The sequence below is a fragment of the Mycolicibacterium sp. HS_4_1 genome (assembly GCF_054515875.1).
The window spans coordinates 3362699-3385849 of the sequence record NZ_CM137261.1 but is presented as its reverse complement, the minus strand read 5'-3'; the positions used below and the strand labels follow the sequence as shown (position 1 = coordinate 3385849).

General features: G+C 63.4%; 24 protein-coding genes and 1 tRNA gene. 18 read left to right on the top strand and 7 right to left on the bottom strand.

Annotated elements, in window-relative coordinates; translation table 11 throughout:
- The first annotated feature begins 67 nt into the window (after positions 1 to 67).
- Positions 68 to 141 (top strand) — tRNA-Pro (locus ACX12F_RS16210).
- A 439-nt stretch (positions 142 to 580) separates the two neighbouring features.
- Here the strand turns inward: ACX12F_RS16210 and ACX12F_RS16205 are convergent.
- The gene (locus ACX12F_RS16205) at positions 581 to 1720 is read right to left on the bottom strand and encodes a tyrosine-type recombinase/integrase (RefSeq protein WP_459365570.1); all 1140 of its coding nucleotides are present in this window, start codon (positions 1718 to 1720) and stop codon (positions 581 to 583) included.
- Entirely contained in the window at positions 1717 to 2433 is a 717-nt protein-coding gene (locus tag ACX12F_RS16200) for a hypothetical protein (protein ID WP_459365569.1), read from the bottom strand. The genes ACX12F_RS16205 and ACX12F_RS16200 overlap by 4 nt, the downstream gene beginning before the upstream one ends.
- A gap of 158 nt (positions 2434 to 2591) precedes the next feature.
- Here ACX12F_RS16200 and ACX12F_RS16195 point away from each other — a divergent pair, with 158 nt between their 5' ends.
- The 6 genes from ACX12F_RS16195 to ACX12F_RS16170 are packed head-to-tail and all read left to right on the top strand — an operon-like array spanning position 2592 to position 5073.
- The gene (locus ACX12F_RS16195; RefSeq protein ID WP_459365568.1) at positions 2592 to 2786 is read left to right on the top strand and encodes a helix-turn-helix domain-containing protein; all 195 of its coding nucleotides are present in this window, start codon (positions 2592 to 2594) and stop codon (positions 2784 to 2786) included.
- Complete coding sequence (locus ACX12F_RS16190; RefSeq protein ID WP_459365567.1) at positions 2786 to 3097, top strand: hypothetical protein; 312 nt, start codon at positions 2786 to 2788, stop codon at positions 3095 to 3097. Before ACX12F_RS16195 ends, ACX12F_RS16190 begins: the two co-directional genes overlap by 1 nt.
- Positions 3094 to 4152, top strand: coding sequence for an AAA family ATPase (locus ACX12F_RS16185; protein ID WP_459365566.1), 1059 nt, complete (start codon positions 3094 to 3096; stop codon positions 4150 to 4152). Before ACX12F_RS16190 ends, ACX12F_RS16185 begins: the two co-directional genes overlap by 4 nt.
- A 41-nt stretch (positions 4153 to 4193) precedes the next feature.
- Positions 4194 to 4331 (top strand): hypothetical protein, encoded by a 138-nt coding sequence (locus ACX12F_RS16180; RefSeq protein WP_459365565.1) that lies wholly within the window; start codon positions 4194 to 4196, stop codon positions 4329 to 4331.
- Positions 4328 to 4774 carry a hypothetical protein gene (locus tag ACX12F_RS16175; protein WP_459365564.1) on the top strand — a complete coding sequence of 149 codons (447 nt, stop codon included), beginning with the start codon at positions 4328 to 4330 and terminating at the stop codon, positions 4772 to 4774. Before ACX12F_RS16180 ends, ACX12F_RS16175 begins: the two co-directional genes overlap by 4 nt.
- The gene (locus tag ACX12F_RS16170) at positions 4771 to 5073 is read left to right on the top strand and encodes a hypothetical protein (protein WP_459365563.1); all 303 of its coding nucleotides are present in this window, start codon (positions 4771 to 4773) and stop codon (positions 5071 to 5073) included. The genes ACX12F_RS16175 and ACX12F_RS16170 overlap by 4 nt, the downstream gene beginning before the upstream one ends.
- Before the next feature lie 388 nt (positions 5074 to 5461).
- Here the strand turns inward: ACX12F_RS16170 and ACX12F_RS16165 are convergent, their stop codons facing one another.
- Complete coding sequence (locus tag ACX12F_RS16165; RefSeq protein ID WP_459365562.1) at positions 5462 to 5674, bottom strand: hypothetical protein; 213 nt, start codon at positions 5672 to 5674, stop codon at positions 5462 to 5464.
- A 14-nt stretch (positions 5675 to 5688) separates the two neighbouring features.
- Between ACX12F_RS16165 and ACX12F_RS16160 the strand changes: the two genes are divergently transcribed.
- The 7 genes from ACX12F_RS16160 to ACX12F_RS16130 all read left to right on the top strand — a co-directional run bounded on the left by ACX12F_RS16160 (position 5689) and on the right by ACX12F_RS16130 (position 13417).
- Positions 5689 to 7158: a terminase TerL endonuclease subunit gene (locus tag ACX12F_RS16160; protein ID WP_459365561.1), complete on the top strand. Its 1470-nt coding sequence runs from the start codon at positions 5689 to 5691 to the stop codon at positions 7156 to 7158.
- Positions 7155 to 8483, top strand: a complete 1329-nt coding sequence (locus tag ACX12F_RS16155) for a phage portal protein (protein ID WP_459365560.1) — start codon at positions 7155 to 7157, stop codon at positions 8481 to 8483. Before ACX12F_RS16160 ends, ACX12F_RS16155 begins: the two co-directional genes overlap by 4 nt.
- A 174-nt stretch (positions 8484 to 8657) precedes the next feature.
- Positions 8658 to 9119, top strand: a complete 462-nt coding sequence (locus tag ACX12F_RS16150; RefSeq protein ID WP_459365559.1) for a hypothetical protein — start codon at positions 8658 to 8660, stop codon at positions 9117 to 9119.
- Positions 9120 to 9215: 96 nt separating this feature from the next.
- On the top strand, positions 9216 to 10076 hold the full coding sequence (locus tag ACX12F_RS16145) for a phage major capsid protein (RefSeq protein WP_459365558.1): 861 nt from the start codon (positions 9216 to 9218) through the stop codon (positions 10074 to 10076).
- 24 nt (positions 10077 to 10100) lie between these two features.
- A complete protein-coding gene (locus tag ACX12F_RS16140) occupies positions 10101 to 10391 on the top strand; it encodes a hypothetical protein (RefSeq protein ID WP_459365557.1) in 291 nt (96 codons plus the stop codon).
- Complete coding sequence (locus tag ACX12F_RS16135; protein WP_459365556.1) at positions 10388 to 10747, top strand: hypothetical protein; 360 nt, start codon at positions 10388 to 10390, stop codon at positions 10745 to 10747. The genes ACX12F_RS16140 and ACX12F_RS16135 overlap by 4 nt, the downstream gene beginning before the upstream one ends.
- Positions 10748 to 11047: 300 nt before the next feature.
- Positions 11048 to 13417: an alpha/beta hydrolase family protein gene (locus ACX12F_RS16130; protein ID WP_459365555.1), complete on the top strand. Its 2370-nt coding sequence runs from the start codon at positions 11048 to 11050 to the stop codon at positions 13415 to 13417.
- Positions 13418 to 13820: 403 nt separating this feature from the next.
- On the opposite strand, the gene ACX12F_RS16125 is transcribed toward ACX12F_RS16130, so the two are convergent.
- Both ACX12F_RS16125 and ACX12F_RS16120 read right to left on the bottom strand, forming a co-directional pair.
- Positions 13821 to 16457: a plasma-membrane proton-efflux P-type ATPase gene (locus ACX12F_RS16125; RefSeq protein ID WP_459365554.1), complete on the bottom strand. Its 2637-nt coding sequence runs from the start codon at positions 16455 to 16457 to the stop codon at positions 13821 to 13823.
- Positions 16447 to 17370, bottom strand: coding sequence for a polyphosphate kinase 2 family protein (locus tag ACX12F_RS16120; RefSeq protein WP_459365553.1), 924 nt, complete (start codon positions 17368 to 17370; stop codon positions 16447 to 16449). The genes ACX12F_RS16125 and ACX12F_RS16120 overlap by 11 nt, the downstream gene beginning before the upstream one ends.
- A gap of 252 nt (positions 17371 to 17622) precedes the next feature.
- Here ACX12F_RS16120 and ACX12F_RS16115 point away from each other — a divergent pair, with 252 nt between their 5' ends.
- Positions 17623 to 18441 (top strand): HpcH/HpaI aldolase/citrate lyase family protein, encoded by an 819-nt coding sequence (locus ACX12F_RS16115; protein ID WP_459365552.1) that lies wholly within the window; start codon positions 17623 to 17625, stop codon positions 18439 to 18441.
- 13 nt (positions 18442 to 18454) lie between these two features.
- Here the strand turns inward: ACX12F_RS16115 and ACX12F_RS16110 are convergent, their stop codons facing one another.
- The gene (locus tag ACX12F_RS16110; RefSeq protein WP_459365551.1) at positions 18455 to 18688 is read right to left on the bottom strand and encodes a hypothetical protein; all 234 of its coding nucleotides are present in this window, start codon (positions 18686 to 18688) and stop codon (positions 18455 to 18457) included.
- Positions 18689 to 19063: 375 nt separating this feature from the next.
- On the opposite strand from ACX12F_RS16110, the gene ACX12F_RS16105 reads away from it, so the two are divergent.
- Together ACX12F_RS16105 and ACX12F_RS16100 are read left to right on the top strand one after the other, a co-directional pair.
- Entirely contained in the window at positions 19064 to 19321 is a 258-nt protein-coding gene (locus ACX12F_RS16105) for a DUF3297 family protein (protein WP_459365550.1), read from the top strand.
- Positions 19322 to 19487: 166 nt separating this feature from the next.
- Positions 19488 to 20561 carry a damage-control phosphatase ARMT1 family protein gene (locus ACX12F_RS16100; protein WP_459365549.1) on the top strand — a complete coding sequence of 358 codons (1074 nt, stop codon included), beginning with the start codon at positions 19488 to 19490 and terminating at the stop codon, positions 20559 to 20561.
- A 1-nt stretch (position 20562) separates the two neighbouring features.
- Here ACX12F_RS16100 and ACX12F_RS16095 read toward each other — a convergent pair whose 3' ends face one another.
- Positions 20563 to 21378, bottom strand: coding sequence for a peptidoglycan-binding protein (locus tag ACX12F_RS16095; RefSeq protein ID WP_459365548.1), 816 nt, complete (start codon positions 21376 to 21378; stop codon positions 20563 to 20565).
- A gap of 238 nt (positions 21379 to 21616) precedes the next feature.
- On the opposite strand from ACX12F_RS16095, the gene ACX12F_RS16090 reads away from it, so the two are divergent.
- Positions 21617 to 23047 carry a glycoside hydrolase family 25 domain-containing protein gene (locus ACX12F_RS16090; RefSeq protein ID WP_459365547.1) on the top strand — a complete coding sequence of 477 codons (1431 nt, stop codon included), beginning with the start codon at positions 21617 to 21619 and terminating at the stop codon, positions 23045 to 23047.
- The last annotated feature ends 104 nt before the right edge of the window (positions 23048 to 23151 follow it).

Here is a 23151-nt window from a genome sequence, read left to right as displayed (position 1 = left end):
CGTTTAGGGTCCGGCGGGAGGTCTGAGGTAGGCTTTCCAACCGTTGCCGGTTCGTCCGGTAGCGCCGCGGGCTGTGGCGCAGCTTGGTAGCGCACTTGACTGGGGGTCAAGTGGTCGCAGGTTCAAATCCTGTCAGCCCGACAGCAGATCAGAGGCCGTTTCCGAACTTCGGAAACGGCCTCTTTTTTGTCTGTACCCAAACCACTTACCCAAACCAGCTCAGACAAGGCGTAGCTGTGGACGCTGCCCGTCGTCGGCCGGCGGCGCAGGCTCTCCGAACTGGAGGTCAACAGCGCTGATGACAATAGAGAGCAGGCTTGACGACCACGTTGATGGTGGGTGCGCCTTCATTCGCTGAATGTAGGCGCGGGATAGCTGTTCGAGGTCGCTACCGCCGTCGGGCCTGATCATCGGACCACCCTGAGCCGGATCGGCTTTCCGCCGTCGACGTGGGGAGGCCCAAACTCCAAGTCGAAGACATCGCGGAGGACTCGTAGAAATGCCTCCGACCACTGCACGTGCGGGTGTAGCTCGAATCGGAGCGCTACATCATTTCGCAACTGGGCGAGGTCTTGATTGTTCATAGTCCGAGCGCCTTTCCGAGTCCGTCGACCGCAGCTCGCGCGGTGTCATCGCTTGTATGCCCATAGAGATCGCCGGTGATCGAGATCGAGCTGTGGCCGAGCAGATCGGCAACCGCCTTAATGTGGGTGCCAGATTCCAGCCACGCCACCGCCGCACTATGCCGCATCGTGTGAGCGCCGACGTTCTCTATGCCCGCTTTGGTCGCGGCCAGCTCGACCGTGCGCAGCAGGTTCCGCGGGTCGACCATCGTGCCCAACTCGGTCGCAAAGACGACCTTGGTATCGGTCCACTGGTCGCCGGCCGCAAGCCGTTCCTGTAGCTGCTGCGCGCGCCACGTCTTGAGCGCGGTCACCAGTCCAGCGTGCAGCGGTACCCGCCGCCGGGACCGGTTCGTCTTCGGTTCAGTCAGCACGAGGGCACCGTCGACACGCGACAACGTGTGCCGGACAGTCAGCTCACCCTTGTCGAGGTCCAGATCAGACCACAGCAGTCCCGCAACTTCACCGCGGCGTAGCCCGGTTGCCGCCATCAGCACCACCGCCACGTAGTAGCGCAACCCCTTGGCTGCATCGAGCAGCCGCGCCACGTCGGCCGCCGGAAGGTACTTCGCTTCCTGTCGCGCGACACCCGGCCGCGCAACCTTGGCGGCTGGATTGACGGCCAGCAGGTCGTCCCGCACCGCGACATCAAGCGCCTGCCGCAGCACCGTGTAGACCTGCCGCACCGTGCTATCCGACAGTTTCGCAGCCCGCAGTTCGACGATCAGCTTCTCAACATCAGACGGCCTGAGCTTGTCGAGCTGCTTGCAGCCAATAGTATTGCCCTCCAGGTGCTTTCGTGACAGCGAGCCGTACAGCGCCTTGGTCGTGGGCTTGCGGGTCGAAGCTGCCAGGGACGACTCGCGCCACGTCTTCAACCACGAGGCCAGCGTGTCAGCCGAATCCTTGGCCGGCTTGCCCTCCTCGATGCGCTGACGGACCTTCTTCAACTCGGCACGGCATTCTTTGTCCGTCGCCCCGTACACCGACACCGATTTGCGCTTATCTGTTGTTGGGTCGACGTAGGAGACTCGGCCCTCCCAGCGGCCATTAGGCCGCTGGCGCACGTTGCCTTCGCCATTCGCGCGCTTACTCATATCTTCTTCTTCCCCTGTGTCGTCGGCGGCAGAAACCCATGGTCACGCGCACGGCGGACATACTCGTGCGCCATCCGAGGCTTGACTCCAAACTGTCGCGCAACTGCCTCGACCGGAGCCTTGTCGAAGTTCGCTCGATAGACCTCCGCTACCTGCTGCAACAGGCGAGAGTCGATATTGCGTCGCCCCGTCCGCAAGTCATCGACAAGGTTGCGAAGCACGCGGTGCTGCTCGTCGCCAATCGCAGGTATCGCCATACCTCCGGGTTGATCACGCCATACGTCCCGGACCTCAAAGATCCCATGCCTGTAGACGGTGTTGACAAGGCTCGCTAGCTCGACGGCGCGTAAATGCTTCTGGCGGACTTCATCTTGGTCGGAACTCGAACGAAAACTGAGCTCGACCAGTCTCGGCACTTGTTCGCGCAACTCGATCCTGAGGTGCATATCGGGCTCGTTGTGGCCGAGGAAGTCGAACTCGACCCAGGTCGGCAGGAATCGGATCGAGGGGCTCCACTCAGCCTCGGACAGCGGCGATCCATCCGAGTCGGGCAGCCGTCCGGCGATTCTTCCCGGCTCTTTGCCCTCGACAGCGAAGAGCGGTTCTCCCTCAATCCCGTTGGCCAAGAACTCATTTGACACCAACAGGCGCATTCGCCCCTCGGCCGGCTCGTAACGCATGGGAGCGTCACCAATCTGATGGAACTGCGGCATCGCCTTTGGACCTCCCATAGCGGTACATCGGTGCAATGGTGCAACTATGCACTTAACTCTGCACTATTGCAATACACGGGCTAACGCCGACGGACGTTTGAAAACTCCACAGAGACGAATCACATTGCACAACAACGATTCTCAATGAGGAGGTGAACATGCAAACACGTGAACTCCTGCGACACCTAGTACCCATCGAGGACGCGCAGCAGGAACTCGGCGGCATTTCGCGGACCACGCTCTACAAGCTCTTCGACGAGGGACACCTGGTCCGGGCGCGAATCGGTCGACGTGCCTTCGTCACCGGCGACTCCATCGCCGCCTACATCAATCACATCACCCAGGGGGACTGATGTCAGACAATGAAAAACGCCCCGCGGGCAACGGGGCGAATTCCAGAACTACAGGCTGCACACAGTATATCGCTGCACTACGACGCCGCCGCGCTGCCGCACAGAGAACCCCGGTCCTCGATGACGGACACGCCGACCCGTGGCACTACTCGCCAATCGTCGACGGTTATCGCGACGCTGCCCAGCACCTTCTCGAACGCGGCATGACTCCGGCGCCGAACGTGCCGGCTATGCGCGAGATGTGGAAGCGCGGAGGGGTCGAACGCGACCTCGTCAAAACCATCGCCGAGCGATGGGATGTCAGTACATGACGGCGCTCGCGGCAGACCCTTACGCCGACGTACCGCCTCCGGACGAGGAACCCGGTGTTACCCGTTTCCCGGGTATAGGTGCGGAAACGGGAAACGCCACACCGCCACCGGTGCGGAACCCCGACTGCGGGTACGTCAACATCGCCGTTCTACTCGATGGCGGCATACCCGAACCGCCCACACCGGAAATCTGCCGGCGCACCGATGATGTCGGTCTGTTCTACCTCGGTCAGTACAACGTCGTGTTCGGAGACCCGGAATCAGGCAAGACGCTGCTCTGTGACTACGCCACAGTAGAGGTGCTTAAAGCCGGAGGCCGGGTTCTGCGGCTCGATATGGACCACAACGGACCGGACTCGACGGTCAACCGGCTCCTCGGATTCGGCGCCGACGAAGCCACACTGCGCGACCCCGACCGATTCCTCTACGTCGAACCCGTCGACCGAGCTCAGGCAATCGCGGTTGTCGCCGATATGGAGAGCTGGCGCCCGACCCTGGTCATTATCGACAGCATCGGCGAGCTACTGCCGCTGTTCGGTGCGGGCAGCAACTCCGCTGACGAGTTCACCGATGTCCATAGCCGAGTTATCAAGCCGCTCACAAGAACTGGAGCTGCGGTCGTCGGCATTGACCACCTGGCCAAGGGTGCCGACTCCCGGGCCTTCGGGCCTACCGGCACCGCCGCCAAGAAACGCGCGATCGGCGGCACCAGCATCCGCGTCAAGGTGGACAGCGCGTTCACGCCAAACAAGGGCGGATCGGCGTACCTGTCGATCCACAAAGACCGCCACGGCGGCCTGCGCCGACACTCGCCGTCTGGCGATCGGGAACCACTGTGCGGCAAGTTCGTGATCCTGGGCGGCACAGCCAACGTCACCGCACCGATGCCCGACGACCACAACCCAGACGAGGCTCCAGACGCCGAGGACATCGCAGCAATCGCGGAGCTCGACCCACCGCCGACATCCGTCCGCGATGCGCGGGAACGCCTCGGCTGGCGAACCGACCGCGCCAGCAAGGCCTTCAAGGCTTGGCGAAAGGGGATCGCGGAGTGAACCGTGCACAACGTCGGCGACTACCACGCGAGGTCCGGGCGATGTTGCCGCACGCCTGCTGCCCGGACTGCAACAGCGAGGCCGAGGTCGTCGAACGATTCCCCGGCTACTACCAGGTCAACATCCGCCACGACAACACCTGTCCGTGGTTCACCAGCTACCGAAAGGCACGCACATGAGCGACATCGTGAACGGCACCGTGTACGTCACCGACACCCGCCACGACGAGCACCTCGTCTTCGTCACGATCGAAGGCAACGACCCCGACCGGCCAATGATCATCGCCTTCGACAGCGACGACCTGCAATCGATCACCACCGCACACGAAACTCTCAAGCAAGGTCCGCAACCGTGCACATGCACGGAATGCGCAGGCGCACAACGCAGCAACGTCCGCCACATCACCGACGCGAGGCCCGACCGACAACCTCCCCGCGCGCTCGACTTCTTCAACACCGAAGTCCGTGAACCTGACCCCGGCGCCGTCCTCGAGGTCCTGAACGCCGAGAAGCGCAACAACCGGTTCATCCATGACCGGGTCGAGTACCGCTACGACACCGCCCTCATGCAGTGGATTGCATGGGGCCGCACCGACATCGACGACCAGGACGGTGCCTGGTGAGTACACCGAACGACATACCCGCCAACGCGGACGCGCTGCGGCTCGCCCGCATCAATCTCCGCAGCCGTCTACTCAGCCTCGCGGGCCGAACCAAGTCGATGAACATCGACGCCATCGAGTTGTTCCACTACCACCTCGACTACGCGCGCGAAGAGATCCGCAATGCGGAGCGGCGTCTGAGCACCGTCGACACCATGGCGATGCCCTGGCCCTGGCGCTGCATCCGCTGCCACCGCAGCAGTGACGCCCTCGACGAGCACAAGGTGTGCGCCTTGTGCGTGGATAAGGAGAAGCCGTGACATACAAACCCTGCCTCGACTGCGGCGTGCCGACCGCCTCCACCCGCTGCCCCGAGCACCGCGGATACGACAGCGCATGGGAACGGCTCAGCAAGAAGGCCCGCAAGCTCCAGCCCTTCTGCTCAGACTGCGGCGCCACCGAGAACCTGCAGGCAGACCACTCGCCCGAGGCCTGGGCACGACGAGCAGCCGGCAAGTCCATCCGCCTCAAAGATGTCGATGTGGTGTGCGGACCATGCAACACCGCCCGAGGTCAAGCACGCCCCGAACCCCAAGCACCGCAGCGACATTCACGGTCCAAGGGTGGGGGGATGCCCCGAGCAAACGCGCAGGTCGGACCGCCGAGTCGAGAAGCGCGTTACACACCCCGGGCTGGTATCACATGAGGTCAGTCGTCCAACAGGTTTACGGACATCCACTTCGAGGGCCCGAAGATGAAGTCCCATCGGGGTCCGTCATTGCCGATGAACTTCATGAACAGAACTCCGCCGTCGATCTTCCATTCGACGCCCGGGTAAGGGTGCCCGGTTTCGAGCAAGCCTTCGCTCAACCCCTCTTTGGTGAAGTGAACGCGAACTGTTCCTCGCCCTGTCTCAGCCATGAGGGGAGCATCTCATGAAGGCCGGCCCAAAGGCTGCGGTTGACCCTTCGGTGTTGCCGTGGCGGCCTCGGTCGACGGGCTCGGATCGGTTCGCCAAGTTCTGCGAGCGGTTCGTGAAGGTGCCCAAGGGTGCGGGTGCGCTGACTCCGCTGCGGTTGCGGGATTGGCAGCGCGACCTGGTGGGGTCTGTCCTCGACGCCGATCCTCAGCCGCGTACCGCGGGGTGGATGCTGCCACGCGGCCAGGGCAAGTCGAGCTTGATGGCGGCGTGGGGGATCTACGAGCTGTTCGAAGGTGGGGAAGGGGCCACGGTTTGCGTGGTCGCGGTCGACGAGCGGCAGGCCGGGATCATCTTCGGAATCGCCCGTCGCATGGTCGAACTGGACAGCGAGCTGGCCGGCCGAGTCCAGACCTTCAAAGAGCGGTTGGTCATCCCCGGTCGTGACGCGCAGTTCCATTGCCTGCCTGCTGAGCCGAAGCGGTTGGAAGGGTTGGACTACAGCCTGGCCATTCTCGACGAGGCGGGTGTGGCCAACCGTGACAGCTACGAGGTGCTGACGCTGGCGCAGGGCAAGCGGGCACGGTCCACTCTGGTGTGCATCGGGACACCAGGACCGAAGCTGGACGATCAGGTGCTGCTCGATCTGCGTCAGTACGCGGCCGAGAATCCGGAGGACCGGTCACTGGTGTGGCGGGAGTTCTCCGCGGCCGGTTTCGAGGACCACCCGGCCGATTGCGAGCACTGCTGGGAGTTGGCGAACCCCGCGTTGGACGACTTCCTGCACCGTGATGCCTTGCACGCCTTGTTGCCGCCGAAGACACGAGAGTCGACCTTCCGGCGCGCCCGGCTGTGTCAGTTGGCTAGCGACACTGATGGCGCATTCCTGCCCTCCGGTGTCTGGGACAGCTTGTCCACGAATGTCGGTGTCCCACCAGGCCGGGAGGTGGTGGTGGCTCTCGATGGCTCGTTTTCCGACGACACCACCGCCCTGTTGGTCGGCACCGTCTCGGCGACACCGCATTTCGACGTGATCAAGGTGTGGCAGCGGCCACGCGGTGATGAGGACTACCGGGTGCCGGTCGCTGACGTCGAGGATGAGATACGTGCGGCCTGCCGACGCTGGCAGGTCATCGAGATCATCGCCGATCCATTCCGCTGGACCCGCACGCTGCAGGTGCTCGAGTCCGAACGCCTGCCAATCGTGGAGTTCCCCCATAGCCCGTCTCGCCTGACCGAGGCCACGACAAACCTCTATTCGGCTGCGGTGAATGGTCGGATCACCCACTCAGGCAACGCCACTCTCGCCGCCCATGTGTCCGCCGCGGTGATACGTGAGGACGCGCGGGGGATGCGGTTGGACAAGGCGTCGCGGTCCCGGACCGCCCCCAAGATTGACCTTGCAGCCTGCTTGGTCATGGCCCATTCGCGTGCCACCTGGCGCGCAACCCGATCTCGTAAGAGAGCAAGGAGTTTCGCATCATGACACTGTTGGTTGATCTACTGCAGCGGCTCAATGAGCCGTTGGCCCGGTACGCCGATCTAGATCGGTATTACGAGGGCCGGCAACCGTTGGCGTTCCTGTCCCCAGAGGCACGGACGGCGCTGGGCAACAGGTTCGGCATCATGGCCTCGAACATCCCGAGGCTGGCAGTCACGGCGCTGGCCGAACGGCTGCGGATCACCGGATTCACGGGAGACTCCGCAGTTTGGGCGGACTGGCTGCGCAACGACCTCGACCAGCAGGCCGGCGTGGCGCACCGCGAAGCACTGCTGCTCGGCGACTCGTACGCCATTGTGTGGGCCGACAGCCAGGGCCGGCCACAGGTGACTGTCGAGTCCGCGAAACAGGTTGCGACCCTCAATGATCCCGGTACCCGGCAGCCGTATGCCGGGGTGAAGCGTTGGGAGGACAAGGCGCGCAAGACAACCGAGCTGATGATGTACCTGCCCGATGTGATTGTGCACAAGCGGGCCGACCAGCTCGGCGCCGTCGCCAGCGGATTCAAGACCGTCGAGGAGTTCCCCAACCCGCTCGGCGTGGTCCCGGTGGTGAACTTGCGCAACACCGACCGCATCGTGAACTTCACGTACTCGTCGCTGTTCGACTACGGGCTCAGTGAGGTCGAGGACCTGAAGCCACTTGTGGACGCGCTCAATAAGTCGTTGGCGGACATGATGGTCACCTCGGAATACGTTGGGCGGCCACGCCGGTGGGCTACAGGCATCGAGCTGACCGAGGTGCCCGAGTTGGACGACGAGGGTAATCCGGTACTCGACGACGACGACCAACCGGTGATGACCGAAGCCAACCCGATCCCCGAGGGTCACCGGGCCATGATCTCGGAGAACAACGAGGCCAAGTTCGGTCAGCTCGCCGCCGCGGACCTCACCGGGTACGAGGCGTCGGTACGGGTCATCCTCGGCCAGATCATGGCTGTGTCAACGCTTCCCGCGCACTACGTCGGAGTGTTCACCGACAACCCGGCTTCGGCCGACGCGCTGCGGGCGTCTGAGTCGTCGCTGACGGCCAGGGCCGAGGCACGCCAACAGACGTTCGGTCGAGCGTGGGAGCAGGTCGCGCGCCTGATGATCGCGGTACGGGACGGTGCGGACCCCAACCGGGTGGACGGGGTGCGGGTCCAATGGGCTGACGCGGCAACACGTTCGGTTGCACAGGAGGCCGACGCGGTCGTGAAGCTGTTCCAGGCGGGTCTGTTGCCGCAGGCGTACGCGCTGGGCAAGCTCGGCTACTCGGACGATGAAATCGCCAAGGTGGCAGCAGCGACCCCAGTCCCAGGGGTGGCGTAATGCGCTTAGCTGCACGCAATCTCGAACCAACTGTCGTCGTAGCACCAGGGACTGAGCGTCCGATCCGGCTACGCACAGGCGCCATTACCTACATGCTCACCGAGGCCGAGGCGATCGACCTCGCCACCAAACTGGCCGACGCAGTTCAAGACAGCAGAAAGACAAGAGCACACCATGAGTGAAACCACCGACGTCACAACCGAACCCGCCGATGATCGCGTTTCAAACGGGACCGAGGGCGACATGTCAGGGGTAACAGAAGTTACCCCTGACGAGGGTGTCCAGCAGCCGGACATCCCTGCCGAGGATGCCGAGACCTTCCCGCGCGAGTATGTCGAGAAACTGCGCACCGAGAACGGCAAGTACCGGCAGCGAGCCGGCGAGGCGGACGCGTTGGCGACCCGTCTGCACACTGAACTGGTCAGGGCGACAGGACGCTTGGCCGACCCGACCGACTTGCCGTTCGACCCGAAACACCTCGACGACCCCGAGGCCCTTTCTTCGGCGATCGCCGAATTACTCGAAGCGAAACCGCACCTGGCGACCCGCCGGCCCACCGGTGACATCGGCCAGGGCAACCGAGGTCAGGGTGGCGGATCCTTCTCCCTGCTGCAGATGCTCAAAGATCGAACCTGAGCGAGGTACACTCAACTCATCGGGCCTGGCGCCCAATTCGCGACGGACGTCCTGGCGACGTGTCGAACCAATCCGACACGTCTCTAGGAGTCAACCGTGGCCATCGAAGTCACAAGCGGCAATTCAACTCTCATCCAGTCGCAGGTATCCAGCCTGCTCGTCCAGCCCCTCGAACAGGCATCCACGTTCCTCGCGGCCGGCCCTGTCATTCTGGACAGCTCCAGCCCGGTCCGCGTCCCGCGCATCGTCAACGGCGTCACGGCCGGGTTCGTGGCCGAAGGCGCCCAGATCACCGACGGCGACGTCGCATTCGACGAAGTGACCCTGCTGCCCTCGACCATGAAGGGCCTCAAGGTCCTGGTGAAGCTCTCCAACGAGCTGATCCGCACCAGCGTCGTCGGCCTCGAAGCGGTCCTGCGCACCCGGCTCGTCACAGACGTCGCCCACGCCCTCGACGCGGCCCTGTGGGACGGCGCCGGCACCAGCAACACCATCAAGGGCATCTTCAAGCAGACCGGCATCGCCACCGGCGTGCTCAACCTGTCCGACCCAGACAGCTTGATCGACGGGCTGGCCACCGCACAGGGCAACAAGGTCAGCCCGACTCACTGGGTCATGACGTCGAGCTCGTGGGCGACGCTGCGTAAGAACAAGATCGCCGCCACCGGCAGCAAGCAGTACTTGTTCGACCCCAACGGCGGCATTGCCGGCGGGACCGAGCTGCGTCTGTTCGGCCTGCCGGTCATCGTCACCGACAACATCCCGGCCGTGTCCACCAAGAACCGCGTCGGCCTGGTCGACTTCTCCAAGGTGGTCGTCGCCCGCGACGTGGACGCCGAAGTGAAGATCCTCGACCAGACCTGGGGCGACTACGACAGCATCGGCATCCGCGTCGTCTCCCGCTGGGACACCGCACTGCTGCAGGCCAAGGCCGTCACGCTGCTGACCGAGGCCTAGCCAGTGCCGGTCACTGGCCAAGACGTGGCCGACTTCCTCGGCCAGGGCACCGACGTCTCCCTCGTCGCCCTGGCCGGGGAGGTCGTGCCCGTAATCACTGCCATGGTGAAGGCCTACACCCGCGCACGAGGATTCACCGCCAACGAGCCCAATGAGGAGCTGTCCGCGGTCATCACCACCGCCTCGGCCCGCATGGTGGCCAACCCCGAACAGATTCCGAGCAAGGTGGGCTCAGTCGAGTTCGGAGGCGGCTTCCAGGGCTTCACGTTGGCCGAGACGTTCGTGCTCAACCGCTACCGAAGGACCGCGTTGTGATCCTGCATGACGAGGTGACCGTGCAGTTCCAGGTGGCATACGACCCACGGCGGTTCACTGATTACGGCGAGGAACTGTTCGACACCGTCGACCAGACAGTCCGCGCCGAGGTGTTCCCACTGGGCACCGAGGTCGTCGTGCGCGACGCCATCGTGTCCAGCCGCTACCGCATAGTCCTGGCGCCGACCGTCGACATTCCGCCGGCGGTCGGCGACAGCCTGCGCCTGGGATGGGGACCGTTCGTCATCGACCCCGCGCGCAGCGAGACCGGCCTACGCGTCGACGGCACCGTCGAACGGCACACGGTCCGCGGCCGGCTCCACCACTACGAGCTGATCACCAAGACTGTCGAGTAGCGTTTTCGTTTTCATGGGATCGCATAGATAGGGTTTCGGCGTGCCGTACCCAAATGCGTACCCAAACCAGCCCAGAATTTCGCGGATTTTCGCGATTGTTCGCGCACGTCCGCTGGTGCTGTATTCGATTGGTGCACAACCGATTAGAGGACAGCGGCGAACGTTGGCGAACATGCTTGCGATGCCTGGGGGTCAAGTGGTCGCAGGTTCAAATCCTGTCAGCCCGACAACAAAGACCAGCCTTGAGCTGGTCTTTTTGTTTTTGGGTCGAGGTGCGGTTGCTCAGTTGCTGCCGCCGGAATGGTGCAAACCACAAACCTGGCAACCATCTGCGACGTAATATTTACGTGTCTGAAAATATTGAAATTATGGCGCCTTCGAGGAGGAGTGGCCATGGTCGACATATATCGGGTGACAGACGGGCGAACGAAGCGACTGGCAGTGGTGGCAGCCACAGCGGTCACCGCAATGACCATCGCATCAACGCCGCCGACCCCGCCTGCGCTGAATCCCTTCCTGCCGCCGAGGTCGATGTCGAACGTGAATCTGTCGTCGTACACGAGCCTGCTGCCGCCGCCGGGGGTCTGGCCTGACCTGACATTCGGTATCGGTACGTCGGTGTACAACTTCGGCCAGACCGTCATCAATGCGGTAGCGCCGCCGATCGTCAATGCCATCCACCTGGGTGGCATCAGCGGCCTCACCGGCGCGAACCTTCTTGGCCTGCTCAACCAGATCCCGCAGACCCTGCTGCCGCAGGTCCTCAATGCGGTGCCGATTCCTCTCACACCATTGCTGGACCATGCGCTGGGGACGGTAATCACGGCGACGTTGACGCCAGTGCTCGAGGGGCTGGGGATCATGGACAGCAGCGGCAATGTCAGTCTCGATAGCTTTCTCGGATTACTGGGAATCGACATTGCCGATCTGACCGACCTGAGCGACGTGACCGTTCCTGGTGTCAAGGTCATCACCGCCGGACCGGTATTCAGCTTGCTGAAGATGCTCGGCGTCGACTTGGGCTGGACACCGGGCACCGAGATTGCGGTCGCCAACGCGATCAACAACACGCTGTACCTGGCGGTTGACGCCAGCACACTGATCAACATCGTGCTCGACCAGGCCGCGGGCGTGCCCGCGCTCGACCCGCTGGTCACTGCGCTGAAGCTGGCGATCGCTGCGGTCGGCCTCCCTGCGGAAAGTATGATCGACGTGCGGGTGCCGCTCTCGATCGCCTGGGGGCTGGGGGCATTCTCGGCCGGGCAGGCCTACTCGAAGGTCTTGGCGGACCTACCGAATCAGCCGGGGGGCACCGCCTATACCGGCACCAGCCCGTTGCTGGGCAGTATGACGATCCTGCCGGAAGTCCTGCTGAACAACTTGGGCCGTGCCAACGGCGGTCTGCTGGCCCGGTTCTACCCGTTCGGCGACCTGGTCGGCATCAACACCGTCACACCCGACGTCAGCGCCGCACACAGCGGTGGCATTGCCCCACTCCTCGACACCGGACTTGCCGTCGGCGGCGCGAACCTGCTGCCCATCAAGGTCGACGCCACCCTTGAGTACCAACCCTTCTCGGACTTCGCCGCCTGGCCGAACCTGGTCAGCCTGCTCAACAACCTCATCGCAGGGACAGTGCCCACCTACCTGCTGCGCGGTATCTCGACCGACACACTGACGGTCCAGCTGACCACTGCGCTGGAGGGGATCACAGCGTCAGCGCTCGCCGGAAATCCATTGGCGGCCAACATCTATCTGACGGTCCCCACTGCGACCCTGCCGCTGCTCGAGCCCCTCTACCTCGTCGGCGATGCGCTGAACATGATCGGTGGCGGCATGCTGGGCGGGTTCGCTTATAAGTTGGCCAATGCCCTCGCGCCGGTTCTGACCAGCTTGGTGAATCTCGGATACACCGACGTGGTGCGCAACGCCGACGGCACCTACAGCCGTACGTTGGATCAGGCCGCGACGCCGGTGCCTTTCTTCTCGTTTCCCAATCTCGACTGGCGACAGGTGCCGGGCGACCTGATCAACTCGCTGATCACAGGCCTGCAGAAGGAGTTCTTCAGCGGTAGCCCGACGGCGGCGCCGCCGAACGCCATCGAGGGTGCGATCTCGCTGCTGACGGGCGGCACCAGTAACACGCTTGTGGGACTGTTGAACAGCGTCATCAACAACATCGTGAATTCGGTGACCGGATTGGTCTCGGGTCTGGTCCCGGCGGCGGCCAAGCCGACGGCCGCGGTGGCCGCGGTGGCCACGGTGGCCGCTGTCGCCGCGCCGACGCCTGTCGCGACGTCAACGGCGGCTGCACCTGTCGTACACAAGCCGGTGTCCGCCGTCAGTCCGATGGGCGCGACCGCCGTGCCTGACCCCACCAACACAAAGGTCCCGGCGCCGACGACCGGCACAACGACGGCAACAGCTTCCGTCGCGACCTCGGATGACGCGAAGCCGGCAGCTCCGACCACCGATAGCGGCAGGCCAAAGACACCGTCGTCCGTCACCGGCACCGGCGCGTCCGGCAGGACCGGGACCGGCGGGAAATCTGGAACGGCGACGAAGGAGGGGACGGCGACTTCGGGCCAGGGCGCGACTGTCCCCAAGCTCAATGGCCATCCGAAAGGCGCTGCAGCCAAACCTGATTCGACGACCGGCCACGCCGCCTGACATACAGCTAGGTCCTCGGGTACCTATTTTCGTCGCGGCTGGCCGCAGCGCCAACCGTAGGCGCTTGCCAGACTCGTCTCTAAGTTGTTGGTGGACAACATCCTCGCCGGCAATGACGATTTCGAGCAGGACCTGTGTCGCAATATCGGCCAGATGCTCGAACGTATCAAGGCTGAGGTGTCAAGAAGCGCGGAAAACACCTGCCGGCGCCTCAGCGAACGGCGCGGCGTTGCTCGGCGACCGCGCGGCGCGCTTCCCGCAATTCCTATCGAATCTGTTCGGGATTGTCGTTGGTGTCGATGTCGACGGCGGTGGCGGCCAGCGCTTCATATTGCCGTGTTCGGCGCGCACCGTTCGACATGAAGCCAAGCTGTCACGGATAGTGACAGCGGCTCGGGAACCGTCACGAACGCTTGCTCGAAGGTTCGGATGTACTGCTTCGCATGACGAGGTGCGCGTGCAGCGGCCGGGTGATGAAGTCGCGATGCTTGATGCGCTGACCCGTGCGGTCGTCAACGAGCCTTTCCGTGATGAGCCGTACACCGCAGAGGATGAACACCCAGGCGATGTTGTAGGCCCACACCCAGCCGATCGTGGTCCAAGAGATCGCGGGTACCAGCCAGCCGAAGCCGCACATCAGCACCGCCAGGATCTGGGTCAGAGCGATGGCGACGACCAGCGGCGCCGCGGGGAAGGGTCGCAGGAAAAACCAGCGTTCGCTGCGGGTGACGAACAACAGCAGATGTCCGCCGGCGACCAACTGCAGAAAGATCACCGTCTGCAGATGCGATTGGTCGAACAGGCCAAAATACTGCCGCAAGTGCGAATCAGACAGCACCCCCATGCCGATCAGCAGCAGACCGAACGACTGCACGACCGAGAAGAAGCCGAGAACAGCCGAAATGCTCAGCAGCCGAGGCATTTTCCAGCGGATCGGACGCTCACTGATCGGAGTGTTGTCGTAGGCGATGGTCATGATCGGAATGTCGTCGAGGAGCGATATGAGCACGATCATGATCGCGGTAAGAGGCTGGAAGTCGAGGGCGGTCGTCGACAGCACCACCAGGAACATGATGTCCATGGTCAAGGCCACGCGGTAGATCGTGTAGCTGGTGATTCGTCCGAAGATCCGGCGGGCCTCGTCGATGGCGTCGTTGATCACCGACAGGCCGGGGGCGGTGAGGATCAATGCCGCTGCGCCGCGGGCGGCGTCGGTGGCCCCCGAAACCGCAGTGCCGCAGTCGGCTTGCTTCAAGGCCGGCGCATCGTTGACGCCGTCGCCGGTCATCGCGACCAGGTGGCCGTGTGCCTGCAGCGACTTCACGATGGCGTATTTGTGCTCGGGGAACACCCGGGCGAAACCGTCTGCCTTCTCGATCGCGTCGGCGATCGCCGGTGGCACGTTGTTCGGATCCATCCCCTTGGGGAACTCGTCCGCCGCGGCAATGAGATTGGTTCCCATACCGAGCTGGCGGGCGGTCTCGCGCGCGATCGCGATGTCGTCGCCGGTGACCATCATCACCCGCACGCCTTTGGCGTTGACCATGTCGATCGTCTGCTTGGAATCGTCGCGCGGCGGATCGAACATCGGCAGGATGCCGAGGAGCACCCACGTCTTGCCGCCATCCTCCGAACGGGCGACGCCGAGCGCGCGATAGCCCTTCGCACCCAGCCCCTCGACGGTCGTCGTGACCTTCTTGGCATCCGCGCCGGAAACCTCGACCAGATCGGCGATCACCTGAGGCGCGCCCTTGGAGACGACGATCGTCTTGCCGTGCGCGTCAGTGACCGTTGCCGCGGTGCGCTTGGTCACCGGGTCGAACGGAAGGAAGTTCGTCTGCGTGTACGCCTTGAGCGCGTTCTGATCCTTCAGCGCTTCGATCACCGCGGTGTCGATCGCATCGCGGTCCTCGATCCTCGAGGCGAGCGCGGCGGCGAGGACGACCTCCTGCGGGTCCTTAGACGCGAACAGGATTGGCTCATCGAGTTTGAGCTGGTTCTTCGTCAAGGTACCGGTCTTGTCGGAACAGAGGATGTCGACGCCCGCCATCTCCTCGATCGCGTCGAGCCGTGAGACGATCGCCTGCTGTTTCGAAAGCGCCAGGGCGCCAAGGGCCATGGTGATCGAGAACACCGCCGGCATCGCCACGGGGATCGATGCGACCAGCAGGATCAACACGAACTGCAGGATGGCGAGCGCATTGCTCAGATTCCAATCGTCTGCGACGACGATGTCGTGGTACACGCGGAAGGCCACCATGATCGCCGCGAGAACCACTGCAAGGACGATCAGGAAGTTGCCGATCTGGAACATCGCCTTCTGGGCGTGACTGGTCGAGCCGGCGCCGGCGACCAACTTCGCCGTCCTACCGAAGAAGGTGTTGGAGCCTGTGGCGATGACCACGGCCACCATTTCACCCTGCTTGACCACGCTGCCGGCGAACGCCTCGTCACCGACCTTCTTCGCCACCGGCACCGACTCGCCGGTCAGAGCCGCCTGGTCGATGGAGGCGAACTCGCCCGAGACCATGCGCAAGTCGGCCGGCACGATCATGCCGAGTCGGATCTTGACGATGTCGCCCGGCACCAGCGTCGATGCCTGGATGGGTTGCCACGTGCCGTCGCGCAGCGCCGTCGCCTCGGGTGCCAGGCCCTTTTTCAGCGCCGCCAATGCGTTTGACGCCTTCATGTCCTGCCACAAGTCGAGGCTGGCGTTGAAGATCAGCAGCGCCGCGATGATGATGAAGTCCTGCCAGTGACCCAGGATCGCCGAGACCAGGGCCGCCGCCTCGATCATGTAGGCGATCGGGCCCGTGAAGTAGCCGACGACCTTGGAAAGGAGGCTTTTCTCCTTCTCGACGATGGCGTTCGGCCCATACTGGGCCAGCCGCTGGCGTGCCTCCGCGCCGCTCAAACCCCGGTCGGCGTCCACGTGGAGTTGGGTGAGAACCTGCTCGACCGGCAGCTTCTCCAGGTCGGCTGCGGCAGCTGAGTCACCCTTCTCGCCGGCCCGGTCCGGCGCCGGAGTGTCAACGGCCATTCGTTGACTCCGCCGCGCTGTCATTCGTGCCGAGCAACTCGGTCTTCGCTTCCGCCAGTGCGGCTTTGGCTGCGGCGCTCACGGTCGGATACTGAGGATTCAGGCCGCGCAGCGTCTCCAGTAGAACCGCCGAGGTGGACAGGTGGCTGAACCACTTGTGGTCGGCTGGTATGACGTGCCACGGCGCCCAGTCGGTGCTGGTGTGAGTCAGCATCTCCTGGAAGGCCACCTGATAGTCGTGCCAGAACGCGCGCTCGTGCAGATCGGCGGCAGAGAACTTCCAATTCTTCTCGGGTTCTTCGATGCGCTCGAGGAACCGGCGTTCTTGTTCGTCCTTTGACACGTTGAGGAACAGCTTGACGATCACCGTTCCGTTGTCGGTCAGATACCGCTCCCAGTCATTGATGTCGCGATATCGCCTGTGCCAGAGTCCTTCTGGATTCAGCACTGCGGTGCGCGGCCATAGCATCTCCGGGTGCACCCGGGTGATGATCACGTTTTCATAGTGTGACCGGTTGAACACGGCGATACGGCCCAATTCGGGCAGCGCCATCTGGTGACGCCAAAGGTAGTCATGCGCACGTTCGGTCGCCGACGGAGCCTTGAAGCTGTGCACCTCGACGCCCTCGGGGTTGAGTCCGCTCATCACGTGCTTGACGGTGCCGTCCTTGCCCGCCGCGTCGATTGCCTGCAGAACGATCAGCAATGAGCGTTCTGCTTGGGCGAAGAACCGATCTTGGAGATTGAACAGAGTCGCGGTTGCCTCGGCCAATTCGGCCAGCCCGCCTTGCTTGGCGAGTTCCTTGTCGTGGCGGCCCGGATCGAAGTCCTTGGCCAGGTCAACCTTCGAACCCGGTTGAACTACGGTCGCCTGCGCCAACGCTTTCCAGTTCACCGACAACGTCGTCCCCACGGTTTGCTCCTGACGGATCGAGCAGCCCGCTCGCGGGCGTGGCTCGATGTGACCACGGGTTCTCCCCAGGCGGTCAGGGCCGTAAGTCCTCAAATTGGCGCCAGCCGTCACTGCGGCCTACACCGGCCTGCCGTACCTCGACGACAAAACCGACCGACGCCTTCGAAGGGGCCGGTGATCACGAACTCAACGTCAATGGGCGCGCAGCTTTGACGTCAGGTGCGGTGCACTCAAAACGTTTAGCCTGACGCCATGACTGTGAACTCGAAGGTTTCTCGCTCGTGGCTGCTCGTCAATCCGTCCCGCGAACCTGACCTCGCGGCAGTCCTGGCCACCACAAGCTGTGACGAGGTGATTCTGGATCTCGAAGACGCCGTCGCTCCCGATGAGAAGGAGGCGGCCCGGGAGCGAGTCGTCGAGTTCCTGAACTCCGGGGCACGTGCGTGGGTCCGGGTCAATGACGCGTCCAGTGATTTCTGGTCTGCTGACTGCCGTGCCCTGGCTGAGTGCCGTGGCCTGAAAGGTGTCGTGCTGGCCAAGACCGAGGGTGGAAATCACGTGTGGGACACCGCAAACCGGCTCGGTGACGCGGCGCCGGTGATCGCTTTGATCGAAACCGCACGCGGGCTGGCGCGTGTGCATGACATCGCCGCGGCGCGACCGTGCTTTCGCATCGCGTTCGGCGTCAACGACTACACGCTGGACATCGGGGTGGAGCAGGACCCGTTGGCCCTGGCCTACAGCCGTTCCCAGCTGGTCATCGCGTCGCGCGCGGCACACCTCCCGGGTCCGATCGACGGGCCCACCCGCGACCCAGATCAGCTGGCCGAGGGTGTGGCGCTCACCCGCCAGATGGGTATGACGGGCAAGCTCGCGTTGCGATCGTCCGATGCCGAGACCATCAACGCCGGGCTGAGCCCGTCCGAATCCGATATCAGCTGGGCGCGCGAGTTCGTCGAGCAGTTCAACGCCCGCGGCGGAAAGCCCAAGGACGGCAGCGACTTACCTCGATTGAACCGCGCCAGGATCATTCTGGAGAAGGCGCGGCAACTTCGGCTGATACTGAGCTGAACGCTGCCGGCGTTCAGCTCAGTGGTACCCATCCCCGCGGGTCGACATCCGTGGGCACGGCGCGGACGTAGAAGCAGTTGCTGAAACCCATTGCACCTTCGCAATGGTTGAAGATGCCGTTGCCGTCGGCTTGCCCGTCGCAGTATCCGCCCCAGGGCGTATTGATGCATTGTCCTGGTGTGGCGTGGGCTACGCCGATGGGGCTGAGTGCGAGCGCGGCGGTGGCGATTGCCAGTGCGATTTTCATCAGCCCATCCCTCCTTCTGTCATGAGGTTTGATCTGTCGCGGGGCTCTGGTGGGTTGCCTTCACCCGGCCCATAAATACCGATGGTAGGCCGATTTTTGGGGCGCTGACATCGTTATGGGCGTAGGCGAGCAGCCATCCCCGTTGGACTTCCGAGACGGATGTGACGCATGAGGCAAATGGGGATTTTGAACGGGCACCAGTCCTCAATTGCCAGGGCCACCAATAGGTTTCGATGCGGCAGGGTCTGCTGCGCCATCGGGGTGACAGATACGGTCAGGCGGCCCGCCAAGACCTAAGCCGAACCGCTACCGCATGATCGCGTACGTTCTTAGAGAAAATCCACGAGCCCGACTCAGCATTCAACGAAGGTCACCATGTCCCAGGATCAGAACACAGACGTTCCGCCGAATCACCTCTCCATCGATCCGCGCAGCGACTTCTACAGCGAAGAGGCGCTGCTCCGTGGGGTGGGTATTCGCTTCAACGGCGTCGAGAAGACCAATGTGTACGAATACAACGTGGCCGAGGGTTGGGTGCGAGTGGAGGTGCCTACGGCCAAGGATCGCCGCGGCAACCCGATGGTCGTCAAGCTCACCGGAACGGTCGAACCGTATTTCCGCGCAGCGGAATAGCGGAGTCCAGTGGCTGGCCCCAGGCCACAACATGACGGTGGCGCGCGAGAAGCGGTGAGAGGAGAACATCCTGGACACCACTGATGCACCCACGATCACGGCAGCGGTCCCTGGGGCGTTCGAGTGGGGTGTGTTCCATGAGCGGCACCCGAAGCTGATTAGTCAGGTGCTGGAATCCTGGCCGTACACCTCCGCCGAACAGGCGATGCTGCAACAGCTTCTCGTCGAGAGCACCACTGGCGTCCTCGAGCCGTTGCCCGAGGACGCTCATGACCGGGACGATTGGCTGGCTTGGGGCGAGCACCTCTACGGACGCCCGTGGGGTGCGGCGCCATTCCTGTGGAGTGAAAGTTACTTCTACCGCCGATTGCTCGAGGCCGTCGGCTACTTCGGGGCGGGCGCCTGGCGCGGCGTCGACCCGTTTGCTCCGGTCAAGAATGCCGAGCTGACGGGACCGGCTGTTGACGAAGAACTGAGTGCGATCGCCTTGGTGACGGAGGGGTCGGGGAACCAGCAGCACGACGCGCTGCTGGTTGCCGCACTGTGGGGCAATCGCGCCGACCTCAGCTTCCAACTGCAGGCAGCTGCCGCAGGAGCGCGGCAGGAGGGCCTCCTCGTCGACGACAGCGCGTTTCTGTGGTCTGCCCTCAGATCGCAGGACAACCCGATGGTCTGCGTCGTAGCAGACAACGCGGGACGCGAGCTGCTGGCTGATCTCGTCCTGGCCGACAGTCTGCTCACTCAGCGTCTTGCGGCTGAGATCGTGCTGTACGTCAAGCCGCACCCGTACTACGTGTCGGATGCGACCATGGCCGATGTGCTGTCGGTCATCCAACGGTTGAGGACGGAGCCACGTCCGCAGATCGGCAGGATCGGCGACCGGCTCTGGCACGCCGTGCGCAGCGGCCGACTCAAGGTGCGCACCCACAGGTTCTTTTGTGCACCGCTGGCGTTCCACGACATGCCGGACGAACTCGCAGCCGAATTTGCGACCGCCGCCATGACCCTGATGAAAGGCGACCTCAACTATCGGCGCCTCGTCGGCGACCGCTACTGGCCCGCCACTACACCGTTCAACGAAACCGTGGGCTATTTTCCGTCTCCGGTCGCGGCACTGCGGACGTTGAAATCGGAAGTTGTCGTCGGCCTCAGGTCCGAGCAAGTCGTAGAACTCGATGCCACTGGACAGGGCTGGCGGACGGGCGGCGGGTACGCGTTGATCCAGGTTCGCGGGGAGTAGTTCAGGCTACTACCGGCTTGACCTGAGCGGCCGGGACGGAACCGGTGGCCAGTTGTCCTCGCATCCAGTCCTTACCGCCCTCGAGTTCGAACGGCGCGTAGTGCGGGTTCGGGTTGCTGGCCAGGAACACCGCGCCACTGATGATCGCCTCGATCACGGCGAACACCTCGTTGAAGGGCGCGTGGAGCGTTACCGCGATCTGCCCGGCGAGGGAGAACGGGTTGCTGGTCCAGTCGTTCATGACCGCCTCGTAGGCGGCGGCTTTGACCGCGCTCGACTGGTCGTCACTGTTCTCGGCGAAGATGTCGCCTTCCCGGTAGACGTCCACCCAGCTGTCGGGCTTGGTGGGGAAACCAGGCAGCCCGAACCGCTGGTTCGGATCCAGGCCGTGGGTACCGGACGCTTTCACCCATGATCGGGCCCAGGACGCGATGGAATCGGTCTGCCGGCACGGGTTGGCGTACGCCAGAACGCCTTTGAGGTCCGGGGTGCGCCAGGCGAGCGGCTGGCCGGGCTGCAGGAAGCGGAAGTAGAAGTATGATCCCACGATCGCGCCCTGGGAGTAGATGCCGAGCGACCAGGGCGTGCCCTCCGGAAACGGTACGCCGTTGTCCATTTGGGTGGCGCCGAGCAGTCGGGCGAGTTCGTTGACACCGCTGTCGTTGTCGAACGGGAGCGCCCCGTTGTTGTAACCGATGGGCTGATGATGGCAGATGCCTTCGGCCTCAAGGGTTGTCGCGGTGTCTGCGACGGGCCCGCTGAACATGTCCGACAAGTGACCTTCGACCGTGAACATGATCGGGCGCAGATGAGGCATCGGGTTCTCCTCCCAACATGATGGTTCAATCACGCTCGACGCTATGTGCGGTGCCGGGCACCTGTATCGAGTAGCCGGCTACTCGAATCGGCGCGTTGACGCACTTACTCGACCAACGCGCCACCCCAACGGCATTCGGTGCCCAGAGGGGCAGCGATTCGAGTAGTGGGCTACTGGTGCCCCCTGGGCATTTCGTCGTGACACTTGGCTTTCCATCACTTCATCAATGGAGGGACCGATGACTGTCACTCGTGGCGACGTGGAGTTCGCCAAACGCATATTCTTCGACCGGCTCGGTGACGATTACGTCTACGGCGGCACCTGGGATCCCAATGATCACGGTGTGGGCTGTGACTGTTCGGGCCTGGTGACCGATGTGCTCTCAGCGGTGTTCGACGGCAACCAAATGGTTTGGGGCAGGCAAGGATTGTCCACCGAGTCGTATCGATATCAGCCGGTGGGCGAGCAGCACGTCGGGCCGTTCGATTTGGTGCACGTTGCATCGTTGAGCGACGTACCCGGCGACGCGCCGGTGGTGATAAACCTTCACCACGAAGGTGACGGCGGTCCGCATTCCCACATGAACTGTGTCGTCGACGGCGTCGCGATGGAATCGTCGGGTTCATACGGGTGCTGTACCGCCCCCAAGGCCATCCCTTCTGACAGCAGCTATTGGAACGACCACTGGTATGTGGCGGGTCCTATTGTCGAAGACGGCACCCCGCCGGCTCAGGGCCACGTGGACAGCTTCTTTGCCGACGTGTCCGAATTCCAGGAGCCCGTCAGCGATTCCTACCCGTACAAGATTCTTTCCATCCGTGTATGCGACGGCACCCACCAGGATTCCAAGTTCGCGCAGAACTATTCGTGGATGCGCAATGCGCTGGACTCCGGCCGGTTGGAATGCGGCATCGTTTACACCTACGTGCGCCCGAATTGGCAGGAAAATGCCAACACGGTGCGGCAGATGATCGATGCCAACGGGGGACTGCATCCCAAGGTCGTACTGATGCTGGACGTGGAAAGTGGCGGCAACCCCGCCGGCGACGGATCCGGCTGGATCAACGCCCTTTACGACAATCTCGCCGAATACGCCGGTAACCCGGCGCGCCTTATCGGCTATGCCAACCAGGGCGACTTCAACACGATGTGGGTATCGCGACCCAAAGGACTACGGGTGATCGCCGCGTCGTACGGTTCCAACCCGCTGCTACCCGGGCAGATCGCCCACCAGTACACAGACGGAGCTTACGGCGCCAATCAAGGTCTGCCGATGGGCTGTAACCCCTTCGGCAACTGTGACATGAACGTCGCAGACGGATTGTCGCCCAACGATTTTGCCGCAGCCTGCGGCATCGGGACCACGGGCCCCGCAGCACCGGCAGCCGCCACGGCCACGAAAACAGGAGCGATCACCATGGCTCAGCCCCAAGACATCCTGAACCTGCTGAACGGCGCCAACACCGACGGTTCACCGCTGATCGGCCCTGATGGAGCGGACTACCGCGAGGTGGACCTGCTGGCCCCGGACACCGTGCCGCTCGACGAAAAGCAGAACACCACGCGCTCGGTTCTGGACCAGATTACGACGCTGTCGAAAGTCCTCACCCGGACCCATAACGGCAAGACGCTATTCGACATGGTGTCCGATCTGCACGACAAGATGTGACGTCGATATTTCAGGACGGACGTTAATCAACGGCCCGATGAATGGGACCTGATATTCCAGCGTCATAATGGCTCCACCAGCGGAAAGCGGCCGGTAGGCTGATA